This window comes from Stenotrophomonas sp. T8, from assembly GCF_051853085.1.
GTDB classification, from domain to species: Bacteria; Pseudomonadota; Gammaproteobacteria; order Xanthomonadales; family Xanthomonadaceae; genus Stenotrophomonas; species Stenotrophomonas sepilia.
In genome coordinates this window covers 3,124,462-3,146,494 of sequence record NZ_CP195329.1, presented here as the reverse complement: position 1 = coordinate 3,146,494, position 22,033 = coordinate 3,124,462, and the positions used below count along the sequence as shown (strand labels likewise).

The window sequence follows — 22,033 nt, the reverse complement described above, 5'->3', positions numbered from 1 at the left end:
TGCGGATCCGACCCCGGGGTCGGATCCCCGCAGGGGCCCTGACCCCCGACGGCGGGACACGGCGTGTCCGGTGCGGACATTGGAAGCGTTTCCATCCTGTCCTCCACGGCGAGGCAACGGGCCGCGGGGCTATACTTGTGTTTTTCCCGCACCCGCCACAGGAAATACATGAGCATCGAACAGCTGGCTGAAACCGCCCAGGCCATGGTCGCCCCGGGCAAGGGCATCATCGCGATCGACGAATCCACCGCTACCATCGCCAAGCGTTTCGCCGGCGTCGGTATCGAGAACACCGAGGAGAACCGTCGCGCCTACCGCGAGCTGCTGCTGACCACGCCGAAGCTCAACGAGCACATTTCCGGCGCCATCCTGTTTGACGAAACCATCCGCCAGTCGACCAAGGACGGCGTGCCGTTCGCCAAGTACATGGCCGACCACGGCATGATTCCGGGCATCAAGGTGGACAAGGGTGCGCACCCGCTGGCCGGCTGCCCGGGCGAGCTGGTGACCGAAGGCCTCGATGGCCTGCGTGAGCGCCTGCAGGAGTACTACAAGCTGGGCGCGCGCTTCGCCAAGTGGCGTGCCGTCATCAACATCGGCGAGAGCATCCCGTCGGGTACCTGCATCGAATCCAACGCCCATGCGCTGGCCCGCTATGCAGCGCTGTGCCAGGAATGCGGCCTGGTGCCGATGGTCGAGCCGGAAGTGATCATGGACGGCGATCATGACATCGAGACCTGCTACGAAGTCACCGAAGCCACCCTGCGTTCGCTGTTCGACGCCCTGTACCAGCAGAACGTGCTGCTGGAAGGCACCATCCTGAAGGCGTCGATGGTCATCTCCGGCAAGGACTGTGAAGAGCAGGCCGATGTCGAGGAAGTGGCCGAGTCGACCGTGATGTGCCTGAAGAGCACCGTGCCGGCCATCCTGCCGGGCGTGGTGTTCCTGTCCGGTGGCCAGAGCGACGAGCAGTCCACCGAGCACCTGAACGCGATGAACCAGCTGGGCAACCTGCCGTGGCCGCTGAGCTTCTCCTACGGCCGCGCCATGCAGCAGGCCGCGCTGAAGCTGTGGGCCAAGGACATGAAGGGCAACTACGCTGCTGCCCAGAAGACCGTGTACGAGCGCGCCAGGGACAACGGCCTGGCGGCGCTGGGCAAGTGGAACGGTTGATCCGTCCCATCGCTGGATGAACAAGGCAGCGCCGGCATCACGCCGGCGTTTGCTTTTGCGGGTATCTTTTCCGCCCCCATGCGCCTGGCCGGTGCGTGGGAACCACATGGAAGGCCAAGGAGAAACAACATGCGTTTGGCAGCAATCACACTGGCCGTAGCCACGGTCCTGGTCGCCGGCGGGTGCAACCGCATCGGCGGCGGCGCGGATGCGGGCAAGGCCGCGTCGCTCGATTTCGACAAGCCGGTCTCCGGCGAGATCACCTCGCGCAGCGGCATCAACTTCAACGACGGCAGCCATCACCAGCTCTACCAGATCAAGCTGGAAGACAGGGAGCTGGTCGGCCTGAAGCTTACTGGTGCCCTCAGCGGCTCGATTGCGGTGTTCAACAATGGCAGCCTGGTATCCACCAGCAACACCGGCTATGAGCGCGAGGGGGACGTCTCGCTGGCTTTCCGCGCCAACGGCAGTGGTATCTACCAGGTGGCAGTCAACGCCGATGGCCCGACCGCGTTCGGCCCTTATCGCCTTCGCGCCGAGAAGCTGAAGCCATATGACGGCAAGCCGCTGGTGGGCAGTGGCGAGATCGTCGATATGCTGGCCAGCAATTCGCAGGACTACACCTTGCAGGTGGACAAGGCGGGCCTGTACGAGATCCGGCTGGTCTCGGATGCCTTCGACCCGGTGCTGAAGCTTTCCGGGCAGGGCGTGGATGCCGAGAATGACGACGGCGGCGACAGCATCAACTCGCGCCTGACCCTGTCACTGAAGCCGGGCAAGTACACGCTGACCGCGCGCGGCCTCGGCGACGGCGTCAGTGGCATGTTCACCTTGTCGGCCAATCGCATCGAGCTGCCGGGCAACCTGGTCGATCGCGATGGCACCGCATTGCCGAAGTCCGGCAGCGTGTACACGATGCTCGACAACGATGGCGTCCGCCGCTTCCTGCTGACGTTGGACCGTCCGACCAATGTGCGGTTGGATGCGATCTCCGGCCAGCTCGATACCGTGCTGCGCGTGGTTGGCGGCGATGTCGAACTGACCGACGATGACGGTGGCAACGATACCAACGCACGCCTGGAAGAAGCGTTGCCGGCTGGTCATTACACCGTCGAGGTGTCCAGCCTGAGCAACGGCGCGGGCATGGTGGAAGTACGCGTGCAGGTGGACGGCGCCAGCGCCGACGAGGCTGCGGCCTCGGCGGCAAGTGCTGCTGCCGACGCCGCCGCTGCTGTGGCCGATGATGCCGCCGCGGTGGAAGCTGCCAGCCGTTGAACGTGTTCCACACTCCGTGGGAGTGTGGACAACGGTGCTACAGGAAAGGCCGGGCAATGCCCGGCCTTTTCCTTGACGCTGACCGCCGGATTCAGTGCGCGGCGGCAAGGCCCGCATCACCCAGGGGCGGCAGCAGCGACCCACGCGGTTCGCTGTCAGCACTTTGCCCGGCGGCGCTCAACGCCTGCTGGTAGGCCTTGGCCGTTGCGGTATTGAACGCCACCAGCACGATGCGCATCGGTTGCGCATGGCTGCGCTGCCAGGCCAGTGTTTCGGTGACAGCGATCTGCGCGGCCTGGTACAACGGGTAGCCATACACGCCGCAGCTGATCGCCGGGAAGGCGATGGAGTGCACGCCCAGTGATTCGGCCAGCTGCAGTGACTTCCAGTAGCAGTTGGCCAGCAACGCCGGTTCATCGCGCTGGCCGTCGTGCCAGACCGGGCCTACCGTGTGCAGTACATGGCGCGCCGGCAACGCATGGGCACCGGTGGCGCGCACTTCACCCGTCGGGCAACGCACGCCCGGGCGCAGCTCCGGCAACTGCTCGCATTCGGCCCGCAAGGCGGGCCCGGCCGCACGATGGATCGCGCCGTCGACACCGCCGCCACCGAGCAGCGTTTCATTGGCCGCGTTGACGATCGCATCCACCGCCAGGGTCGTGATGTCGCCCTGCCAAACCTCGATCTTCATGCGTCCGTCTCCTGCCTGTGAGGTGATCCGCGCAGCATCTGCGCCGGCTGTTCCCACGGTAGGGGACAGGGCATCGATGCTGCGTCATGACCGTCTCACGCGCTGCGATCCAACGGCCTTCGCGCACGATGGCGGGCGACGCCTTCACGCAGGCTGAAGCGGGAAGGAGCCGGATCCTTTTCCGAACGGAAAAGGCTCTGACCCCGGCTGTTACGGCAGGCCGGCCAGCCAGTCGTCGTCGGATCCTTCGTTCACATCGGCGAACAGCGGTGTTGAGAAGTAACGTTCACCAGTATCCGGCAGCATCGCAAGGATCACCGAGCCCGGTTCAGCGCGGGCAGCGATGTCCAGCGCGCTGGCCACGGTGGCGCCGGCGGAGATGCCGACGAAGATGCCTTCCTCGGCGGCCAGGCGACGCGCGGTGGCGATCGCGCGATCATCTTCGACCGAGACCAGTTCATCCACTACGTCGCGGTTGAGCACGTCCGGCACGAAGTCCGGGGTCCAGCCCTGGATCTTGTGCGGCTTCCAGTCATCCCCCTTCAGCAGGGCGGCGCCGGCCGGTTCGGTGGCGATGATGCGGGTCTGCGGGCGTGCCACCTTCAGCACTTCGCCTACGCCAGTGAGCGTGCCGCCGGTGCCCCAGCCGCTGACGAAGTAGTCCAGCCGCTTGCCGGCGAAGTCGCGCAGGATCTCGGCAGCGGTGGTGTTGCGGTGATACGCCGGGTTGGCCGGGTTGGCGAACTGGCTGGCCAGGAACCAACCGTGCTGCTCGGCCAGCTCGGCCGCCCTGCGCACCATGCCGCTGCCGCGCTCGGCGGCCGGGGTCAGGATCACCTTGGCGCCGTAGGCACGCATCAGCTTGCGGCGCTCGACCGAGAAGGTTTCGACCATGGTGGCCACGAACTTGTAGCCGCGCGCGGCGGCGACCATCGCCAGTGCTACGCCGGTGTTGCCCGAGGTGGCCTCCACGATCGTGTCACCCGGCTTGAGCAGGCCACGTGCTTCGGCATCGAGGATGATCGCCAGTGCCAGGCGGTCCTTCACCGAGCCGCCCGGGTTGAACGACTCGACCTTGGCGTAGACGCTGACCTGTGGCGGCGCCAGGCGCTGCAGCCTGACGATGGGGGTGTTGCCGACGGTATCGAGGATGGAGTCGTACAGGGCCATGGGAGCGCTCCGGAAACGGGGCCGCGCCGGGTTACGGCGGGCGAAGGGGGGAGGGCTGGCCGTTCAGGCCAGCGGCTGCCGGCTGACCGTAGCGCCGGCATATGACGCCCGGAAATGACCAGATACCTTTCTTAAACAACCTTTGGTTATAAGCTGGTGACGGCAATTGACCCTAGAGTGGACGTCCGCCCCATGCCGCCTGCCTGCCCATGACGCTGACCCAGCTGCGCTACCTGGTAGCCATCGCCGACGCCGAGCTGAACATCACGCTGGCCGCCTCGCGCGTGCACGCCACCCAGCCCGGCCTCTCCAAGCAGCTCAAGCAGCTGGAGGACGAGCTCGGCTTCCTGTTGTTCGTGCGCAAGGGGCGCAGCCTGGAGTCGGTTACCCCGGCCGGAACCGAAGTCATCGCGCGTGCCCGCGCGGTGCTGGCCGAAGCCAACAACATCCGTACGTACGCGGCAAACCAGCGGCGCGAAAGCCAGGGCCAGCTGATCCTGACCACCACGCACACCCAGGCGCGCTTCGTGTTGCCGCCGGCGGTGGCGGCGATCAAGCAGGCCTATCCGCAGGTCAGCGTGCACCTGCAGCAGGCCGGTGAAACCGACGCGCTGGACCGCTTGAACCAGGGTGACGCCGATATCGCCATCATCAGCACCGCAGGCGGTGAGCCAACCGATGGCATCGCAGTGCCGCTGTTCCGCTGGCGACGCCTGGTGGTGGTACCCAAGGGCCACCCGTTGGACCGCGCCGGCCGCGCACCGGACCTGGCCGCGCTGGCCCGCCAGCCGCTGATCAGCTACGAATCCTCAACCCGACCGAACTCATCCCTGCAACGCGCCTTCGCCACCAATGGGCTGGTGCCCGACCTGGCGCTGACCGCGCTCGATGCCGACCTGATCAAGACCTACGTGCGCACGGGGCTGGGCGTAGGCCTGCTGGCCGAGATGGCGGTCAGTTCCAATGACGAAGACCTGAGGTCGTGGCCGGCGCCGGATCCGATCAGCGAGTGCATCGCCTGGGCGGTGTTGCCGCGCGACCGCGTGCTGCGTGATTACGCGCTGGAGCTGGTGCATGTGCTGGCCCCACAGATTGATCCGCGCGACCTGCGGCGGGTGCTGGATGGCAACCAGGCCGCAGCGTGGCCGGTGCCCCCGACCTGGGAGTCACTGACCCAGACCATCACGGTGTGAGGTGGGTCGAGCAGGGCGTGCCGCCCTGCACCCGCTACGACATTCAAGCAACAGCAACAGCAGAAGCGTGCATTCCGTGGGTTGGCGGGGCGGTGTCGGAATGCGGGGACGCTGCAAGTACGTCCCTGTAAGCTTGGCAGCCGCTTGCTCGTGTGCGCTTTCCTGCGCACACGGCAAGACCGGGGTTGGGCGTCCTGCCCAACCCGCCCGAGGCATGCCTCGGGCCCATGCGGCTGACACCCCGCACTCCGACACCGCCCCACCTCTGACAGATTCCGGCGGCTGTTGGCAGGTGTCGACCTTGGTCGACACGGTAGATCCACGCCATGCGTGGATGCTTTTCGATTCCAATTCGAAATATTCGATTCCGATGGAGATTCATCCACGCATGGCGTGGATCTACTGCAGACCGCAGAGATCTGTCGAAGGCGGGGTGGGTCCGGTTGCGGGGGCGTGAGCCGCATGGATGCGGCGACCGAGCTTACATGGGTGAGGGCGCTTTGCTTGCGAAGCACTGCTTCGCAAGCGCCCGAACGCACAGCCGCCAGCGGCTGGGCCGGGCCCCGGAGGGGTACTTGCAGCGCCCCCCGCAACCGGACCCACCCCGCCCACCCACAGGAAGCCAGCTTTTGATGTTGCTTCGGCTGTTGCTGTTGCTCCAGCTAGCAGCAGGTGCAGGGCGCAGCCCTGCCGATAAACCCCCTCCTGCGACGGTTCGTCGCACGGGCAACCCGGGACCCGGCTCTACACTAGCAGGGTGACCCGCCTGTCCCGCCCGCAGCGCCTCCTGCTGCAGCTCGCCGTCCTGGCGACGCTGCTGATGGTGCTTGCGCCACTGGTCAGCCGCGCGCTGCAGGCGCCGCCGATGGACCACGCGGCGATGGCAGGCATGGACCACGCGCACATGCACCACGACGCTGCCGCATTGGGTCCGAGCCCTTTGCACGGGCAACGGAGTCCGACCCCACCGGCCGACCCCCACGCCATGCATGGCGAAGCCTGCGAATACTGCGTGCTGGCCATGCGCCTGCTGCCGTGGCTGGCGGTATTGGTGCTGCTGTTGCCGCTGCTGTGGCGGCCGCGGCTGGTATTCCCGTGGTCACAGCAGGTACTGCCGGCACTGCGCTGGCCGGCACACGCCGCGCGTGGGCCACCGCGGTCCTCCATCGTCCGCTGATTTTCCTGTCGAATCTGCCGCACGACGCCTGAGCGGGCGCCGTGTGCGCGTGCGTACCTTGGAGCTGTTCCGATGAAAATGACTTCCCGCCCCGCGGGCGCCTGCGTGCGCCTGCCGGTTGCCCTTGGCTTGGCCGCAGCTGCAACGCTCGCCCATGCCGCGCCCGCCGAAGAGGCGCGCACTCTCGATACGGTGGTGGTCACCGCCGCCGCGCCTTCGTCGCCACTGCACTGGGTGACCGATCCACGCCTGCCGCGGCAGCCGGTTCCGGCCAGTGACGGCGCCGATTACCTGAAGACCGTTCCTGGCTTCTCGGCCATCCGCAACGGCGGCACCAACGGTGACCCGGTGCTGCGCGGCATGTTGGGTTCGCGCCTGAACATCCTCAGCAATGACGGCAACCTGATCGGCGCCTGCCCCTCGCGCATGGACAACCCGCTGTCCTACATCGCACCGGAGAGCTTCGACCGCCTGACCATCATCAAGGGCCCGCAGAGCGTGCGCTGGGGGGCAGGTGCCTCGGCCGGCACCGTGCGCTTCGAACGCGATACACCGCGCTTCGAGGAACCGGGCCTGCGTGCCGATGCCAGCGCGCTGGTCGGTTCGCGCAACCGCAACGACCAGGTGCTGGACCTGACCCTGGGCAACCCGGCCGGCTATGTGCGCGCCAGCGGCAACCGTTCCGAAGCCGATGACTACAAGGACGGCAACGGCGATGTGGTGCCATCGAAGTGGCGCAAGTGGAACGGTGACGTGGCGATCGGCTGGACGCCGGATGCCGACACGCTGCTGGAAATTTCTGCCGGTGCCGGCGATGCGATCGCACGCTACGCGGGGCGCGGCATGGACGGTGCCGCGTTCGAACGCACCAGCTACGCCGCGCGCTTCGAGAAGCGCAATCTGCCGGGTGCGTGGGACACGCTGCAGGCCAACGTGTACTACAACGAGGCCGACCACGTGATGGACAACTACACGCTGCGCACGCCGAATCCCAACAGCATGATGCCGATGCCGATGGCGTCGAACGTGGACCGCCGCACCCAGGGCGGCCGGGTCAGTTCCGAGTGGCGCTGGCAGGACGTGCAACTGGTGGCGGGCATGGATGGCGAGGACAGCCGCCATCGTGGCCGCATGGGCATGGGCCGCGACACCTACCGCCAGGCCGTCTGGGAGACCGATGCCAACTTCCGCCGCTATGGCGTGTTCACCGAGTTGACCCTCGGCGCCGGCACCGACCAGCGCTGGATCAGCGGGCTGCGCATCGATCGCGCCAGCATGCGTGATGAGCGGCAGTCCATCCGTGGAATGATGGGCAGCCGGCCCAACCCAACGGCCGGCGAGAAGCGCAAGGCGTGGCTCGGCAGTGGCTTCCTGCGCTATGAGCAGGACCTGGCCGACGGCCTGACCTGGTATGCAGGCCTCGGCCACAGCGAGCGCATGCCCGACTACTGGGAGCTGTTCTCGCCCAACCACGGCCCGGCCGGCGCAGTGAACGCGTTTGCCGGCATCCAGCCCGAGCGCACCACCCAGCTCGACATGGGCCTGCAGTACAAGGGACCGCGCGTGCAGGCCTGGGTTTCGGCCTATGCCGGGCAGATCCAGGACTACATCCTGTTCACCTACCACGGCAGCGGCATGATGGGCATGAGCCAGGCCAGCAACGTCGAGGCGCGCATTGCCGGTGCCGAGGCCGGGTTGGAAGCGAGCCTGACCGAGCAGTGGAGGCTGGGCGGCACGCTGGCCTATGCCTGGGGAGAGAACCGCGACCAGCAGCGTCCGCTGCCGCAGATGCCGCCGCTGGAAGCGCGCCTGAGTGCGAACTGGGAGGGCCAGCGCTGGAGTGCCGGCGCATTGCTGCGCGCGGTGACCCATCAGCATCGTGTCGCAGATGGACAGGGCAACGTGGTCGCGCAGGACCTCGGGCCGAGCGCCGGGTTTGCCACCTTCGCGCTCAATGCCGCGTACCGTTTCAGTTCGCAGCTGCAGCTCAGCGCCGGCGTCGACAACCTGTTCGACCGCGCCTACAGCGAGCACCTGAACCTGGCCGGCAGCGCCGACTTCGGCTTCCCGGCCGACCCGGTGCGCTTCAACGAGCCGGGGCGCAGCGCGTGGATGAAGTTGAACTACCGGTATTGATCCGCCGGGCATAAAAAAACGGGGCCGGATCCCCGCCAGGATCCGTCCCCGCCCGACGCCCTCGGTCGGGCAGGTTCGACTCTACGATGACGGCCGCGGTGGTGCACCACTGGATACACCCCGACACACGCCGACACCGCCCATGGCAGCCTTGCACGGAACGGGTTCAAGGCGCTATCGCAGCCTTGGTTCCACGCCGGTAAACGCTTGGCACATACCGCTTTTATGGGCACTTGCCTACACTCGGCGGCCGTGGATCAATCAGGACCGTTCATGTTGGCTCGTATCGCTTCGACCCTGGCCCTCGGCCTCAGCCTGGCCGTGCTGGCCGGGTGCGCAGGCAAACAGGAGGCCGCCGCACGTCGGCAGGGCGAAGCGGTGCCGGTCACTGCGCAGGTCGTGCAGCCCACGCAGTGGAACGACACCCTGCAGGCACTGGGCACGGCCAAGGCGCGCGAGTCGATCAGCGTCACTGCCAAAGTCAGCGAGATCGTCGAGAAAGTGCACTTCGAGAGCGGCCAGCACATTGCTGCCGGTGCGCCGATCGTGACGCTGCGCGGGCAGGCCCAGGAAGCCGCATTGGTGCAGGCGCAGGCCACTTTCCATGAAGCCGATCAGCTGTACAAGCGCCAGCGCGAACTGGCCGCCCAGCGGCTGGTGTCCAGCGCCACGCTGGATACGCAGAAGTCGATCCGCGACGCCGCCGAGGCGCGCGTGATGCAGATGCAGGCAGACATTGGCGACCGCCGCGTGCGTGCGCCCTTTGCCGGTGTGCTTGGCATCCGCCAGGTCAGTCCGGGATCGCTGCTGACCCCGACCACGGTCATCGCCACGCTCGACGACATCGAGCACATGCATGTCGATTTCCAGGTGCCGGAAGTGGAGCTGGCTGCGCTGGGCGTTGGTGACAAGGTCAGTGCCACCAGCGTGGCCTGGCCGGGCCGCACCTTCGAGGGCGTGGTCAGCACCATCGATGCGCGCATCGATCCGGCCACCCGTGCGGTGACCGTGCGCGCCGATTTCGCCAATGGCGACCACGCATTGCGCCCGGGCATGCTGCTGGACGTGCGCCTGTTCCGCCCCGAGCGCCCGGCGCTGGTGGTCCCGGAAATCGCCGTGGTACAGGTCGGCCGCGATACCTTCGTGTACCGCATCAAGGCCGACGACAGCGTCGAGCGGGTGGACGTGGTCACCGGCGCGCGCCGTGCCGGCGTGGTCGAGATCCGGCAGGGCCTGGAAGCAGGCCAGCGCATCGTGGTCGATGGCACCGGCAAGCTGCGCCCGGGCCTGAAGGTCGCTGCGAAGGACGCCGCACCGGCCTCCGGCGCCAAACCGGCTGACGCGCCGGCGCCGGTCGCGACCGAGGGCCACGGCGGATGAAGCTGTCCGACATCTCCATCCAGCGGCCGGTGTTCGCCGTGGTGATGAGCCTGTTGCTGCTGGTGCTGGGCGTGATGTCCTTCACCCGCCTGACCCTGCGCGAACTGCCCGCCATCGACCCTCCGATCGTTTCGGTGTCGGTGGACTACACCGGCGCGTCGGCGGCGGTCATCGAAAGCCGCATCACCCAGGTGCTGGAAGATGCGCTGGCTGGCATCGAAGGCATCGATACGATCAACGCGCGCAGCACCAACGGCCGCTCGCAGGTCAGCATCGAGTTCACCTCCAACCGTGATATCGAAGCAGCGGCCAACGACGTGCGCGATGCGGTCAGCCGCGTCGCCGACCGCATGCCGGAAGAGGCGCGGCCACCAGAGATTGCCAAGGTCGAGAGCGATGCCGACCCGATCATCTGGTTCAACATGGTGTCCTCGACCATGGACACGCTGGAGCTGAGCGACTACGCCGACCGCTACGTGGTCGATCGTTTCTCCAGCCTCGATGGCGTGGCCCAGGTCCGCATCGGCGGCCGCCAGCGCTATGCGATGCGGATCTGGCTGGACCGTGACCAGCTGGCCGCGCGCGGGCTGACCACCGGCGACGTGGAAACCGCACTGCGCAACGAGAACGTGGAGCTGCCGGCCGGCCGCATCGAGTCGACCGACCGCGATTTCACCCTGCGCGTGGAACGCAACTACATCAAGCCCGAGGATTTCGCGACCATCCCGCTGGGCAAGGGCCGCGACGGCTACGTGGTGCGCATGGGCGACGTGGCGAAGATCGAGCTGGCCTCGGCCGAACGCCGCGCGTACTACCGCAGCAACGGCGAGCCCGGCATCGGCCTGGGCATCGTCAAGACCTCCACCGCCAACTCGCTGGACGTGGCACGCACTGCGCGCGCTGAGGCCGAGCGGGTGGCGCTGACCCTGCCCAAGGGCACGCAGATCTTCGTCGCCTTCGACAACACCACCTTCATCGAAGCTGCAGTGGACCGCGTCTACGCCACCCTGGTGGAAGCGATGATCCTGGTGCTGGCGGTGATCTGGCTGTTCCTCGGCAGCTTCCGCGCCGCGTTGATTCCGGCGGTGACGGTGCCGGTCTGCCTGGTGGCGGCGTTCATCGCGCTGTATGCGTTCGACTTCTCGATCAACCTGCTGACCCTGCTGGCGCTGGTGCTGTGCATCGGCCTGGTGGTGGACGATGCGATCGTGGTGGTGGAAAACGTGCAGCGCCGCATCGACCTGGGCGAACCACCGCTGGTGGCCTCCAAGCGCGGCACCGCGCAGGTCGCCTTCGCGGTGATCGCCACCACTGCCGTGCTGGTGGCGGTGTTCCTGCCGGTCGGCTTCCTGGAGGGCAACACCGGGCGACTGTTCCGCGAACTGGCCGTGGCGCTGGCCGCTGCCGTGGCGTTGTCCGCGTTCGTTGCGCTCACGCTGACGCCGATGATGGCTTCCAAGCTGCTCAAGCCGCATACCGGGCAGGCCCCGCGGGGCCTGCACGGCTTCATCAACCGCAACCTGGAACGCCTTGCGGGTGCCTATGGGCGAGTGCTCGATCACCACGTCGACCGCACCTGGATCTACCTGCTGGTGATGGTGGCTGCGCTGGCCGCCAGCTGGGGCCTGCTCAAGCTGCTGCCGTCGGAACTGGCGCCAGCCGAAGACCGTGGTTCGTTCCAGATCATGATCGACGGCCCGGAAGGCGCCGGCTACGACTACACCGTGCAGCAGGTGCAGCAGGTGGAAGCGCTGCTGGCACCGCATGTCGGCCCGGACAAGCCGATCGTGCGTGCCAACCCCCGCGTGCCGGGCGGCTGGGGCGCCAGCGAGGAAATGCATACCGGCCGCGTCAGCATCTTCCTGCAGCCGTGGCGCCAGCGCAGCGAGGGTACGCCCGAAGTCGCCAACGAACTGCAGAAGGAACTGGATACCATCCGCGGCGTGCGCGTACGCACGCAGGTGGGTGGTGGCCTGGTGCGCAGCGGCGGCCAACCGTTCCAGATCGTGCTGGGCGGTCCGGAATATGCCGAGATCGCGCAGTGGCGCGACCGCATCCTGCTGCGCATGGCCGACAATCCCGGCCTGGTCGGCCCCGATTCCGATTACAAGGAAACCCGGCCGCAGATGCGGGTGAACATTGACCGCCAGCGTGCGGCCGATCTCGGCGTGCCGGTCACCGCGATCGGTTCGGCGCTGGAAACCATGATGGGCTCGCGTCGCGTCACCACCTTCGTCGACAACGGCGAGGAGTACGACGTGCTGGTGCAGGCCGGTCGCGATGGTCGCGCCAGCCCGGCCGACCTGGCCGCGATCCGCGTCCGCGCCAACTCCGGCGAGCTGGTGCCGCTGTCCAACCTGGTCACGTTGAGTGAAGTGGCCGAGGCCGGCACCCTGAACCGCTTCAACCGACTGCGCTCGATCACCATCAGTGCCGGCCTGGCGCCGGGCTATCCGCTGGGCGAGGCCATCGCCTGGGCACAGAACGTAGCCCAGGAAGAGCTGCCGCAGTACGCGCAGGTGAACTGGAAGGGCGAATCGCGCGAGTACCAGAGCGCCGGCGGCGCGGTGCTGCTGACCTTCGCGATGGCGCTGCTGGTGGTGTACCTGGTGCTGGCCGCGCAGTTCGAGAGCTTCATCCATCCGCTCACCATCATGCTGACCGTGCCGCTGGGCGTGCTCGGCGCGCTGGTCGGGTTGTGGGTGAGTGGCGGTACGGTGAACCTGTTCAGCCAGATCGGCATCGTGATGCTGGTCGGCCTTGCCGCGAAGAACGGCATCCTCATCGTCGAATTCGCCAACCAGCTGCGCGACGATGGGCGCAGCGTGCGCGAGGCGATCATCGAGTCGGCGATGGTGCGCCTGCGCCCGATCCTGATGACCTCGATCGCCACCGTGGTCGGCGCGATCCCGCTGGTGGTCGCCGGGGGGCCTGGTTCGGCCAGCCGTGGCACGATCGGCATCGTGATCATTTTCGGCGTGACTCTGTCGACGTTCCTGTCGCTGTTCGTGGTGCCGGCGTTCTACGCACGGCTGGCACCGTACACCCGTTCGCCCGAAGCGGTGAAGCGCGAGCTGGAGAAGCAGGAAGCCGAGTCGCCCTCGGTAGGCGGTCATGCCTGACCGGTACGCCGGCGGGGTCGGATCCCTTTCCCAAAGGGAAAGGGCTCTGACCCCAGACCTGCAAGGCGACGGCTTCCAGCTGCGCCCCTGGCGCCCGAACGACCTGGACTCCCTGCTGCGCCACGCCAACGACGCCGAGGTATCGCGCGGTCTGCGCGACCGCTTCCCTTACCCGTACACGCGCGGGGATGGCGAGGCCTTCCTCGCCGGCCGCGTGCTGGCTCCCGGCACCCTGAACCTGGCCATCGAGATCGACGGCCAGGCCTGCGGCAGCGTCGGTGCCCAACAGGGCGTGGCCGAGCGTGGGCATACCGCCGAACTGGGTTACTGGCTGGGCCGGGCCTATTGGGGGCAGGGCCTGATGACCCGCGTGGTCGGCCTGTTCGCCCCGTGGGTGATGGATGAGCTGCGCCTGTTCAGGTTGCAGGCCACCGTGGTCGACTTCAACCTCGGCTCGGCCCGGGTGCTGGAGAAGAACGGCTTCCAGGAAGAGGGCGTGGAACGTTGCGCGGTCTACAAGCGCGGCGTGTTGCACGACCTGCGCCGTTTTGCCCGGGTACGCACGCAGCTGCCCTGAACACGCGGGCTGGCCGCTGTAGAGCCGAGCCCATGCTCGGCTGCCCTCGGGAGCCCAAGCCGAGCATGGGCTCGGCTCTGCAAAACAGCGCTACCGCAGCGGCCTGCGATCAGGGAGAATCGACCGGTCCCCTCCAGCCGACGGGACGTCCTTACAACCCGCCGACTGGAGAGAGCGCGCGTGGAAGCAACCGTACACTTCATCAACAGCATCATCTGGAGCAAGGCACTGATCTTCGTGTGCCTGGGCGCCGGCCTGTTCTTCAGCCTGCGCACCCGCTTCATGCAGATCCGTGGCTTCTTGGAGATGTGCCGCCTCACCGTCAGGGGTGAGAAATCCGACGCCGGCGTGTCCTCGTTCCAGGCGCTGGCCATGTCGATGGCCGGCCGCATGGGCATCGGCAACATCGCTGGCGTGGCCACCGCCATCGCCTTCGGCGGTCCCGGTGCGATCTTCTGGATGTGGGTGATGGGCTTCCTTGGCGCATCCACCTCGTACGTCGAATGCACCCTGGCGCAGATCTACAAGACCAAGGACGCCGAAGGCCGCTACCGCGGTGGCCCGGCGTACTACATCGAAAAGGCCATGGGCCTGAAGTGGTATGCGCTGGCCTTCGCCATCGCCACGATCATCGCCGCAGGCTTCCTGATGCCGGGCGTGCAGGCCAACGCCATCGCCGACAGCATCATCAACGCCTGCCGTGGCACCGCGCTGTGCGGTCCGCTCGATGGCCAGGCCTTCGGCATGGAATCGGTGCAGGCGCTGAAGCTGGGGATCGGCATCGTGGTGGCGCTGCTGCTGGGCGTGGTGATCTTCGGTGGCGTCAAGCGCATCGCCAACTTCGCCGAAGTGGTGGTGCCGTTCATGGCCGCCGGTTTCATCCTGATGGCCATCATCATCATGATCATCAACTACGACCGCGTGCCGGAAATGTTCGGCATCATCTTCAAGAGTGCCTTCGGCACGCATGCCGCATTCGGCGCCATGATGGGCCTGGCGGTGGAGTGGGGCATCAAGCGCGGCATCTACGCCAACGAAGCCGGCCAGGGCTCGGGCCCGCACGCGGCGGCTGCCTCGGAAGTCTCGCACCCGGCCAAGCAGGGCTACGTGCAGGCCTTCGCGATCTACTTCGACACCATGATGGTGTGCACCGCCACCGCGTTCCTGATCCTGGCCAGCGGCACCTACAACGTGTACTCGCCGGTGGAGGGTGCCGCGCCGATCTTCCAGGGCCTGGCCGGTATTCCCGAAGGCGCCGGTTACGCCCAGGCCGGCGTGGAAGCGGTGCTGCCGGGCTGGGGTTCGGCGTTCGTATCGGTGGCCATCTTCTTCTTCGCCTTCACCACCATCATGGCGTACTACTACATGGCCGAGACCAACCTCAGCTATGTGAACCACAACAGGAAGCGGCCGCTGACCGTCCTGCTGCTGCGCCTGGGCATCATCGGCATGGTGGTGTTCGGCGCGTTCCACAATGCCACCCTGGCCTGGGCGCTGGGCGACATCGGCGTCGGCCTGATGGCCTGGCTGAACATCATCGCCATCCTCATCATCCAGAAGCCGGCGATGCTGGCCCTGCGTGACTACGAACGACAGAAGAAGCTGGGCCTGGATCCGGTGTTCGACCCTGATGCCCTGGGCATCAAGAACGCCGATTTCTGGCGCCAGCGCAAGCAGGAGAGTGTGTAAGTGAACAACCCTTGGAACAACCGCCGCCCGTCCGCCCGTCCGCCGCGCGCAACGCCGTTGCCGCGCCCGGAAGTGCCGGCAACGGGCGGTGGTGGGCGCGGTGGCAGCGACGAGCTGCGTCTGTACGGCCTGAATGCCGTGCTGGCTGCGTTCGAAGCGCGGCCGCAGGCGCTGCGCAAGCTGTACCTGCTGGAAGCACGCATCCCGCGCCTGCAGCCGCTGTTGAAGTGGTGCGTGGCCAACCGCGTGGGCTACCGCGTGGTTGAAGACGGCGATCTGAACAAGCTGGCCGGCACCACCCACCACGAAGGTGTGGTGGCCGACGTGCTGCGCGCCCCGGCACCGCCGCTGGCGCAGTGGCTGCAGCAGGTCGGTGACGGCCCGGCGCTGGCGCTGTGGCTGGATGGTGTGGGCAACCCGCACAACCTCGGCGCGATCCTGCGCTCGGCCGCGCACTTCGGTGCCAAGGCGCTGCTGTTGCCGGCCGGCAGCACGCTGGCCCTGTCCGGCGCCGCCGCGCGCGTGGCCGAAGGCGGTGCCGAAGCGGTGCCGCTGGTGCAGCTGCCGGAGACCGCTCAGGCAATGGCGCAACTGCGCGCAGCCGGTTTCGGCCTGGCCGCGACCCTGGTCGAGGGCGGGGATGACGTGTTCCGCGCGTCCCTGCCGGAGCGGCTGGTGTACGTGATGGGCGCCGAAGGCGAGGGCATGGACCGCAGCCTGGCGGGGGCGTGCGACCTGCAGGTCTCGATTCCCGGCAGCGGCGCCGTGGAGAGCCTGAATGTGGCCTCGGCCACGGCCGTGCTGCTGGCGCAATGGGCGAGCCGTCGCGGCTGATCCGGTATCCCGGGTCGGATCCCTCGCCGCAGGCGAGGGCTCTGACCCCTTCCAGGGGTGGTAAACGCGTCAAGCGCGCATGACGTTTTGAAAGTTTCCTTATTGGTCAGCCGCTTCCGGCAACGCAGGGTGGAACTCCATCCCACGTTGTCCAGAAGAGGCTGCCATGCATCACCCACGCCGTATCCTCATCGCATTGCTGGTACTGACCAGTGTCCTTGCCAGCGGCCGTGCCGCAGCCGGCGAACGCAGCCTGGACGGCGTCAACTTCACCGGGCCGCTGATCACCCCCAATCCGGCCGGCCTGCCGCAGGGCAACTGGTACATCGAACCCTATCTGGTGAGGGTCGACAGTCGCGATCACTATGACGATGGCGGCCATCGCCGCCGCAGTGGGCAGCGTAGCGGTGCATGGGCCACGGTGGTGCCGATCATCTACGGCTTCAGCGACCGGGTGATGGGCCAGGTCAATCTCAGTGCATCGCGCGCCGAACAGGGCAGCGCACGCAGCAGCGGTTTCCGCGCTGGCGATACCACCGCGCGCCTGCAGTACCTGCTGCAGGCGCCCAACGCCGATGGCACGCGCCCGGCCATCTCGGTCGCGCTGGTGCAGCGCTTCAGCACCGGCAGCCATGACCGCATCACCGGCAATCCACTCGATGCACAGGGCGACGGCGTGCAGCGCACCACCGCCGCGCTGGGCATGCAGCAGGTGGTGTGGCTGGGCAACGAGCGTCCGCTGCGCTGGCGTGCCCAGCTCAGCGCCGGGCCGGCGCCGTCGCGCACGGCGATTTCCGGGGCCAGCGTCTACGGCACCGATGACAGCTTCCAGGGCCACATCTCCCGCGGCTCGGTGCTGGGCCTGTCGGTGGGTGCCGAGTACAGCTTCAACTCGCGCTGGGTAGGTGTGATGGAAGTAGCCGCCAGCCGTGAGACCGGACAGCGCCTGAGTGGATTCGCGCGCAACGCAAGCGGTGCCTTCGAGCGTATCGACGAACATCGCCCGGCCAGCCGCAGCGTCACCCTGGCGCCGGCCGTGGAGTACCACTTCAGCCCGACGCTGGGCCTGATCGCCGGCGTGGAGTTCAGCGTGGCGGGCCGCAACACCAGTCGAATCGTCAGCCCCCAGGTTGCCCTGGGCATGTTCTTCTGAGGGGCCGCCGATGAACATCGAATCCATCGTCAACACGATCCTCGGCGTCGTCTGGAGCCCCTACCTGGTGGTGCTGTGCCTGCTCGCCGGCCTGTACTTCAGCGTGCGCACACGCTTCATCCAGTTGCGTGCATTGCCGGACATGCTGCGCCTGATGTTCCGCCATGAGCGCTCCGATGCCGGCGTCTCACCGTTCCAGGCGTTGTCCATTTCGCTGTCCAGCCGCGTGGGCGTCGGCAACATCGCCGGCGTCGCCATGGCCATCGCCTTCGGCGGCCCCGGCGCGATCTTCTGGATGTGGATCGTCGCCTTCCTCGGCGCGTCCAGTGCTTTCATCGAATCCACGCTCGCGCAGATCTACAAGGATCGAGACGGCAAAGGGCAGTACCGGGGCGGCCCGGCGTACTACATCGAGAAAGGCCTCGGCCAACGCTGGTATGCAGTGCTGTTCGCACTGGTGACGGTGCTGGCGGGCGCGATGCTGGCCGGCACCCAGTCCAATGCGATCACCAGTGCGGTGAACGAAGCCTGGGACGTACCGGTGATGACCACCACCGCGGTTCTGCTGGTGGTGCTGGGCGCCATCCTCATCGGCGGTGTGCGGCGCATTGCGCGCGTGGCCGAATGGGTGGTGCCGCTGATGGCCGTGGCCTACCTGCTGGTCACGGCGCTGGTGATGGTGCTGAACGCGGAGAAGGTGCCGGAGGTGATCATGCTGGTGCTGCGCAGTGCATTCGGCGTGGATGCAGCGTTCGGCGCGATGATCGGTACTGCCATCCAGTGGGGCGTGCGCCGCGGCGTGCTGTCCAACGAGGCCGGTATGGGCAGTGGCGCGCATCCGGCCGCTGCCGCGGAAGTCTCGCATCCGGTCAAGCAGGGCTTGGTGCAGTCGTTCTCGGTCTACATCGACACGATGGTGGTGTGCAGTGCCACGGCCTTCCTGATCCTCTCCACGGGCCTGTACAACGTCTACGACCCGGCAGTGAACGGCATTCCGGATGAGACGCGCCTGCTGCTGGGCAATCTGCCGGGCGTCGAGGCCGGGCCACGCTTCGTGCAGCATGCGGTGGAATCGGCATTGCCGGGCTTCGGCCGTTCATTCGTGGCGCTGGCGATCCTGCCGTTCGCGTTCACCACACTGCTGGCGTTGTACTACATGGCCGAGACCAATGTCAGCTATCTGTGCCGCAACCTTCCGGCACCCTGGGTGATCGGCGGCTTCCAGCTGCTGTTCCTGGCGGCAACAGGCTACTCGGCGGTGAACAGTGCAACGGTGGCCTGGTCGCTGGGTGACATCGGCGTCGGCCTGATGAGCTGGTTGAACATCATCGCCATCCTGCTGCTGCAGAAACCGGCCTTGGCGGCGCTGCGGGACTACGAGCAGCATCGCCATGCCGGCAAGGATCCACTGTTCAACCCGAAACTGCTGGGCGTGCGCAACACCAGCGTGTGGGAAGGCTGACTGGATCGAGGGCGGACCCCTCGCCATGGCGAGGGGTCTGACCCACGCCATCACCCGATGGGTGCGAACCTCGGTTCGCACCGCTCGTCCCGCTGTGCTCGCCGGGCATGGCCCGGCGCTAGCGCATCATTCGTTCGGCGGCGTGGTCGCCTTGGCCTCGCTACCGAAGCTGCCATCCGCTTCCGCCGCCAGGTAGGCGAACACGGTGTACGCGGCCACGTTCTGCGCCAGTGCCTTCGGGTCGATCTTGTCCAGCGTGTCGTCGGCGGTGTGGTGCAGGTGGAAGTAGTCCGAGCCATCCTGCGCCAGCCACGCCCACGCACCGCCCTTGGCGGCCAGTGGGCCGACGTCCGGGCCCGGGCCACCCTTGTCGGCCTGGTACTCGATGCCCAGCGGCTTCATCACTTCGGCAATCTGCTTCGTCGCTTCTCGCGAGCCTGCAGGATTCGGCGAACCGGTATTGAAGGCGTAGATGCGGCCCGCGCCGAAGTCGCTCTCGGCGGCCAGCTGGTGCAGGGCCACGTCCTTCGCGTGCGCTTCGGCGTAGGCCTTGCCGCCGTACAGGCCCTGTTCCTCGTTGGCGAAGGCGATCACGCGGATGGTGCGCTTCGGTGCCTGCTTGAGCTGGCCGATCAGGTGGCCTGCGGCCATGGTGATGCCCACGCCCGCGCCGTCATCCACCGCGCCGGTGCCCAGGTCCCACGAATCCAGGTGACCACCGATCACCACCACTTCCTTCGGCAGGCTGCGGCCGGTGATCTCGCCGATCACGTTGTAGGAGGTGGCGGTGCCATCCCAACCGCAATCCAGTGCCATCTTCACCGTGGTGCTGCCACGCGCCAGCAGGCGGGCCAGCTGGTCGGCATCGGGCACCGACAGCGCGGCCGACGGCACTGGGGTCAGGCCGTCATCGAAACGGGTGATACCCGTGTGCGGCACGCGGTGCGAGTCGGTACCGGCCGAGCGCATCAGGAAACCGACCGCGCCCTTGCGGATCGCTTCGGACGGCCCCTTGCTGCGGATCGCACCGCCGCGGCCGTAATCGCGGCCATCGCGGAAGGGCAGCATCTGGTAATCGACGAAGGCGATCTTGCCCTTCAGCGAGCCCGCCGGTGCGGCCTGCAGCGCGGCCAGGTCGGCGAAGCGCACCACCTCGGCTTCCACGGTGCCGCCTGGGCTGCCGCCCAGTGCAGTGATCTGCAGCGGCTGCGGGTTCCTGCCGGTCACGGCGGCGTGTTCACTGCGCCGCTCCCACTTCGGGAATGTCACCGGCTCCTTCCACACCTTGTCGAAACCGAGGGCCTTGAACTTGGCTTCGGCCCAGGCCACGGCGCGGGCGTCGGCTTCGCTGCCGGCGATGCGCGGACCGATCTCGGTGGTGAGCGACTCGACAACCTTCCAGCCGGTGTCATCGGCCAGCGCCTGGTCGCGCAGCTGTGCGGCGGTGGCCAGCGACGCCGGGGGCAGGGTAGTGGTGTGCGGCGCCGCGAAGGCCGGGGCGGCCAGCAGGGCGAGGGAGGATGCGATGGCAAGGACGCGGCGACGCATGGACAACTCCGGGAAGGGACCTAAGCCTTGGAGCTTAACAGTCGTTCAGCCCGGCGCATGGGCGGGAGGTCATGGCTGGCGCGAACGCTGTTTTCCGCCATGACCGGCAAAGCGAAAGCCCCGCCGGGGCGGGGCTTTCGCCTGCTTCTGCAGAGCCGAGCCAATGCTCGGCTGCCTTTTGCAGATCAGCCGAGCGTGGGCTCGGCTCTACAGATGGGAGGGGCGCCCATAGGCGCCCGATACCTCATTTCTTCAGGCTGTCGCGGATCTCGCGCAGCAGCACCACTTCTTCGGCCGGCGCCGCCGGGGCAGCTTCCTTCTTGCGAGACAGCCGGTTGATCGCCTTGACCACGATGAAGATCGCGAAAGCCACGATCACGAACTGGATGACGGTGTTGATGAAGTCGCCGTAGCCAACCACCACCGCCGGGATCTCCTTGCCATCCGGTCCGATCCGGGCTGGCGACAACGTCCAGGCCAGGCTGGAGAAATCCACGCGCCCGATCAGGTAGCCCAGCGGCGGCATGATGATCTTCTCGACCAGCGCCGTCACGATCTTGCCGAAGGCCGCGCCGATCACCACGCCGACGGCGAGGTCGATGACGTTGCCGCGCATGGCGAATTCCTTGAACTCGGTGAGCATTCCCATTGTTGTTTTTCTCCGGTGGGGAAGTGGACAGCGCGCAGGGTAGCGCAGGTGATGTCAGCCGGCGATCACGCCGTGGCGCTCGGCCACGTTTTCAAGGCGGGCACTGAAGCGGTCGCCGGGCTTCAACGCAGCCACCCCGGACGGGGTGCCCATGAACACCAGGTCGCCGGCACGCAGCTGCCACAGCTTGGACAGCTCATGCAGGATCTCCGGTACGTTCCAGATCATCTGGTCGAGCAGTGCCTGCTGGCGCACTTCGCCGTTGACCTCCAGCGACAGGTTCAGCGCGGCGAGGTCGCCGACTTCCTCGGCGTGGACGATTTCGCTGATCGGCGCGGAGGCGTCGAAGCCCTTGGCCGCGTCCCACGGGTGGCCCTTGTCCTTGGCCGCGGCCTGCAGGTCGCGGCGGGTCAGGTCCAGGCCGACGGCGTAGCCATAGACCAGCGCATCGGCGTCGGCCACGGCCAGCTCGCCTGCGGGCGCATCGCGGCCGATCGCCACCACCAGTTCCACTTCGTGGTGCAGGTTGGCGGTTGCTGGCGGATAGGGGATGACATCGTCGTGGCCGACCACGATGGCGTCGGCCGGCTTGCTGAAGAACATCGGGCGGCCGCGGTCATCGGCCGCCGGCACCGCCGCGCCCATTTCGCGGGCGTGGTCGGCAAAATTGCGGCCGACGCAGTAGATGCGGTGCACAGGGAAGCTGCCGCCACCGGCTACCGGTACACGCGGCAGGGCTACGGCAGGGATCACATCGGAGACATCGGACATGCGGGCATCCAGGAAGGGCGTGCCCGCAGTCTA

At 67.3% G+C, this 22,033-nt stretch carries 17 protein-coding genes; 12 read left to right on the top strand and 5 right to left on the bottom strand.

The window, feature by feature from the left end:
• Positions 1–168: 168 nt before the first annotated feature.
• Both ACSDHM_RS14650 and ACSDHM_RS14645 read left to right on the top strand, forming a co-directional pair.
• Positions 169–1,173 (top strand): class I fructose-bisphosphate aldolase, encoded by a 1,005-nt coding sequence (locus tag ACSDHM_RS14650; RefSeq protein ID WP_019660018.1) that lies wholly within the window; start codon positions 169–171, stop codon positions 1,171–1,173.
• Positions 1,174–1,302: 129 nt separating this feature from the next.
• Positions 1,303–2,448, top strand: coding sequence for an ABC transporter substrate-binding protein (locus tag ACSDHM_RS14645; RefSeq protein ID WP_088496280.1), 1,146 nt, complete (start codon positions 1,303–1,305; stop codon positions 2,446–2,448).
• Positions 2,449–2,539: 91 nt separating this feature from the next.
• Here the strand turns inward: ACSDHM_RS14645 and ACSDHM_RS14640 are convergent, their stop codons facing one another.
• Together ACSDHM_RS14640 and cysK are read right to left on the bottom strand one after the other, a co-directional pair.
• Positions 2,540–3,139, bottom strand: coding sequence for an O-acetyl-ADP-ribose deacetylase (locus ACSDHM_RS14640; protein ID WP_065185299.1), 600 nt, complete (start codon positions 3,137–3,139; stop codon positions 2,540–2,542).
• A gap of 210 nt (positions 3,140–3,349) precedes the next feature.
• The gene (gene cysK / locus ACSDHM_RS14635) at positions 3,350–4,309 is read right to left on the bottom strand and encodes a cysteine synthase A (RefSeq protein ID WP_061479314.1); all 960 of its coding nucleotides are present in this window, start codon (positions 4,307–4,309) and stop codon (positions 3,350–3,352) included.
• A gap of 209 nt (positions 4,310–4,518) precedes the next feature.
• On the opposite strand from cysK, the gene ACSDHM_RS14630 reads away from it, so the two are divergent.
• The 10 genes from ACSDHM_RS14630 to ACSDHM_RS14585 all read left to right on the top strand — a co-directional run bounded on the left by ACSDHM_RS14630 (position 4,519) and on the right by ACSDHM_RS14585 (position 19,032).
• Positions 4,519–5,502, top strand: a complete 984-nt coding sequence (locus ACSDHM_RS14630; RefSeq protein ID WP_061479313.1) for a LysR family transcriptional regulator — start codon at positions 4,519–4,521, stop codon at positions 5,500–5,502.
• A 757-nt stretch (positions 5,503–6,259) separates the two neighbouring features.
• The gene (locus tag ACSDHM_RS14625; RefSeq protein WP_188240655.1) at positions 6,260–6,679 is read left to right on the top strand and encodes a DUF2946 family protein; all 420 of its coding nucleotides are present in this window, start codon (positions 6,260–6,262) and stop codon (positions 6,677–6,679) included.
• 72 nt (positions 6,680–6,751) lie between these two features.
• Positions 6,752–8,815: a TonB-dependent copper receptor gene (locus ACSDHM_RS14620; protein ID WP_439426351.1), complete on the top strand. Its 2,064-nt coding sequence runs from the start codon at positions 6,752–6,754 to the stop codon at positions 8,813–8,815.
• Between the two features lie 273 nt (positions 8,816–9,088).
• Entirely contained in the window at positions 9,089–10,195 is a 1,107-nt protein-coding gene (locus ACSDHM_RS14615) for an efflux RND transporter periplasmic adaptor subunit (protein WP_111128032.1), read from the top strand.
• Positions 10,192–13,317: an efflux RND transporter permease subunit gene (locus ACSDHM_RS14610; RefSeq protein ID WP_005418827.1), complete on the top strand. Its 3,126-nt coding sequence runs from the start codon at positions 10,192–10,194 to the stop codon at positions 13,315–13,317. The genes ACSDHM_RS14615 and ACSDHM_RS14610 overlap by 4 nt, the downstream gene beginning before the upstream one ends.
• Positions 13,310–13,894 carry a GNAT family N-acetyltransferase gene (locus tag ACSDHM_RS14605; RefSeq protein WP_439426350.1) on the top strand — a complete coding sequence of 195 codons (585 nt, stop codon included), beginning with the start codon at positions 13,310–13,312 and terminating at the stop codon, positions 13,892–13,894. The genes ACSDHM_RS14610 and ACSDHM_RS14605 overlap by 8 nt, the downstream gene beginning before the upstream one ends.
• A gap of 180 nt (positions 13,895–14,074) precedes the next feature.
• Entirely contained in the window at positions 14,075–15,583 is a 1,509-nt protein-coding gene (locus ACSDHM_RS14600; RefSeq protein WP_088496986.1) for an alanine/glycine:cation symporter family protein, read from the top strand.
• The gene (locus ACSDHM_RS14595) at positions 15,584–16,417 is read left to right on the top strand and encodes a TrmH family RNA methyltransferase (protein WP_188240658.1); all 834 of its coding nucleotides are present in this window, start codon (positions 15,584–15,586) and stop codon (positions 16,415–16,417) included. It abuts the gene before it with no gap.
• 166 nt (positions 16,418–16,583) lie between these two features.
• Positions 16,584–17,570: a hypothetical protein gene (locus ACSDHM_RS14590; protein ID WP_088496988.1), complete on the top strand. Its 987-nt coding sequence runs from the start codon at positions 16,584–16,586 to the stop codon at positions 17,568–17,570.
• A gap of 10 nt (positions 17,571–17,580) precedes the next feature.
• Positions 17,581–19,032 carry an alanine/glycine:cation symporter family protein gene (locus tag ACSDHM_RS14585; RefSeq protein ID WP_151355266.1) on the top strand — a complete coding sequence of 484 codons (1,452 nt, stop codon included), beginning with the start codon at positions 17,581–17,583 and terminating at the stop codon, positions 19,030–19,032.
• 126 nt (positions 19,033–19,158) lie between these two features.
• On the opposite strand, the gene ACSDHM_RS14580 is transcribed toward ACSDHM_RS14585, so the two are convergent.
• From ACSDHM_RS14580 to ACSDHM_RS14570, 3 genes are all read right to left on the bottom strand, one after another.
• Positions 19,159–20,580 (bottom strand): M28 family peptidase, encoded by a 1,422-nt coding sequence (locus ACSDHM_RS14580; RefSeq protein WP_111008091.1) that lies wholly within the window; start codon positions 20,578–20,580, stop codon positions 19,159–19,161.
• A gap of 244 nt (positions 20,581–20,824) precedes the next feature.
• Positions 20,825–21,229: a large-conductance mechanosensitive channel protein MscL gene (gene mscL / locus ACSDHM_RS14575; RefSeq protein WP_072167632.1), complete on the bottom strand. Its 405-nt coding sequence runs from the start codon at positions 21,227–21,229 to the stop codon at positions 20,825–20,827.
• Positions 21,230–21,283: 54 nt separating this feature from the next.
• Positions 21,284–22,000 carry a fumarylacetoacetate hydrolase family protein gene (locus ACSDHM_RS14570; RefSeq protein WP_010481460.1) on the bottom strand — a complete coding sequence of 239 codons (717 nt, stop codon included), beginning with the start codon at positions 21,998–22,000 and terminating at the stop codon, positions 21,284–21,286.
• Between the last annotated feature and the right edge of the window lie 33 nt (positions 22,001–22,033).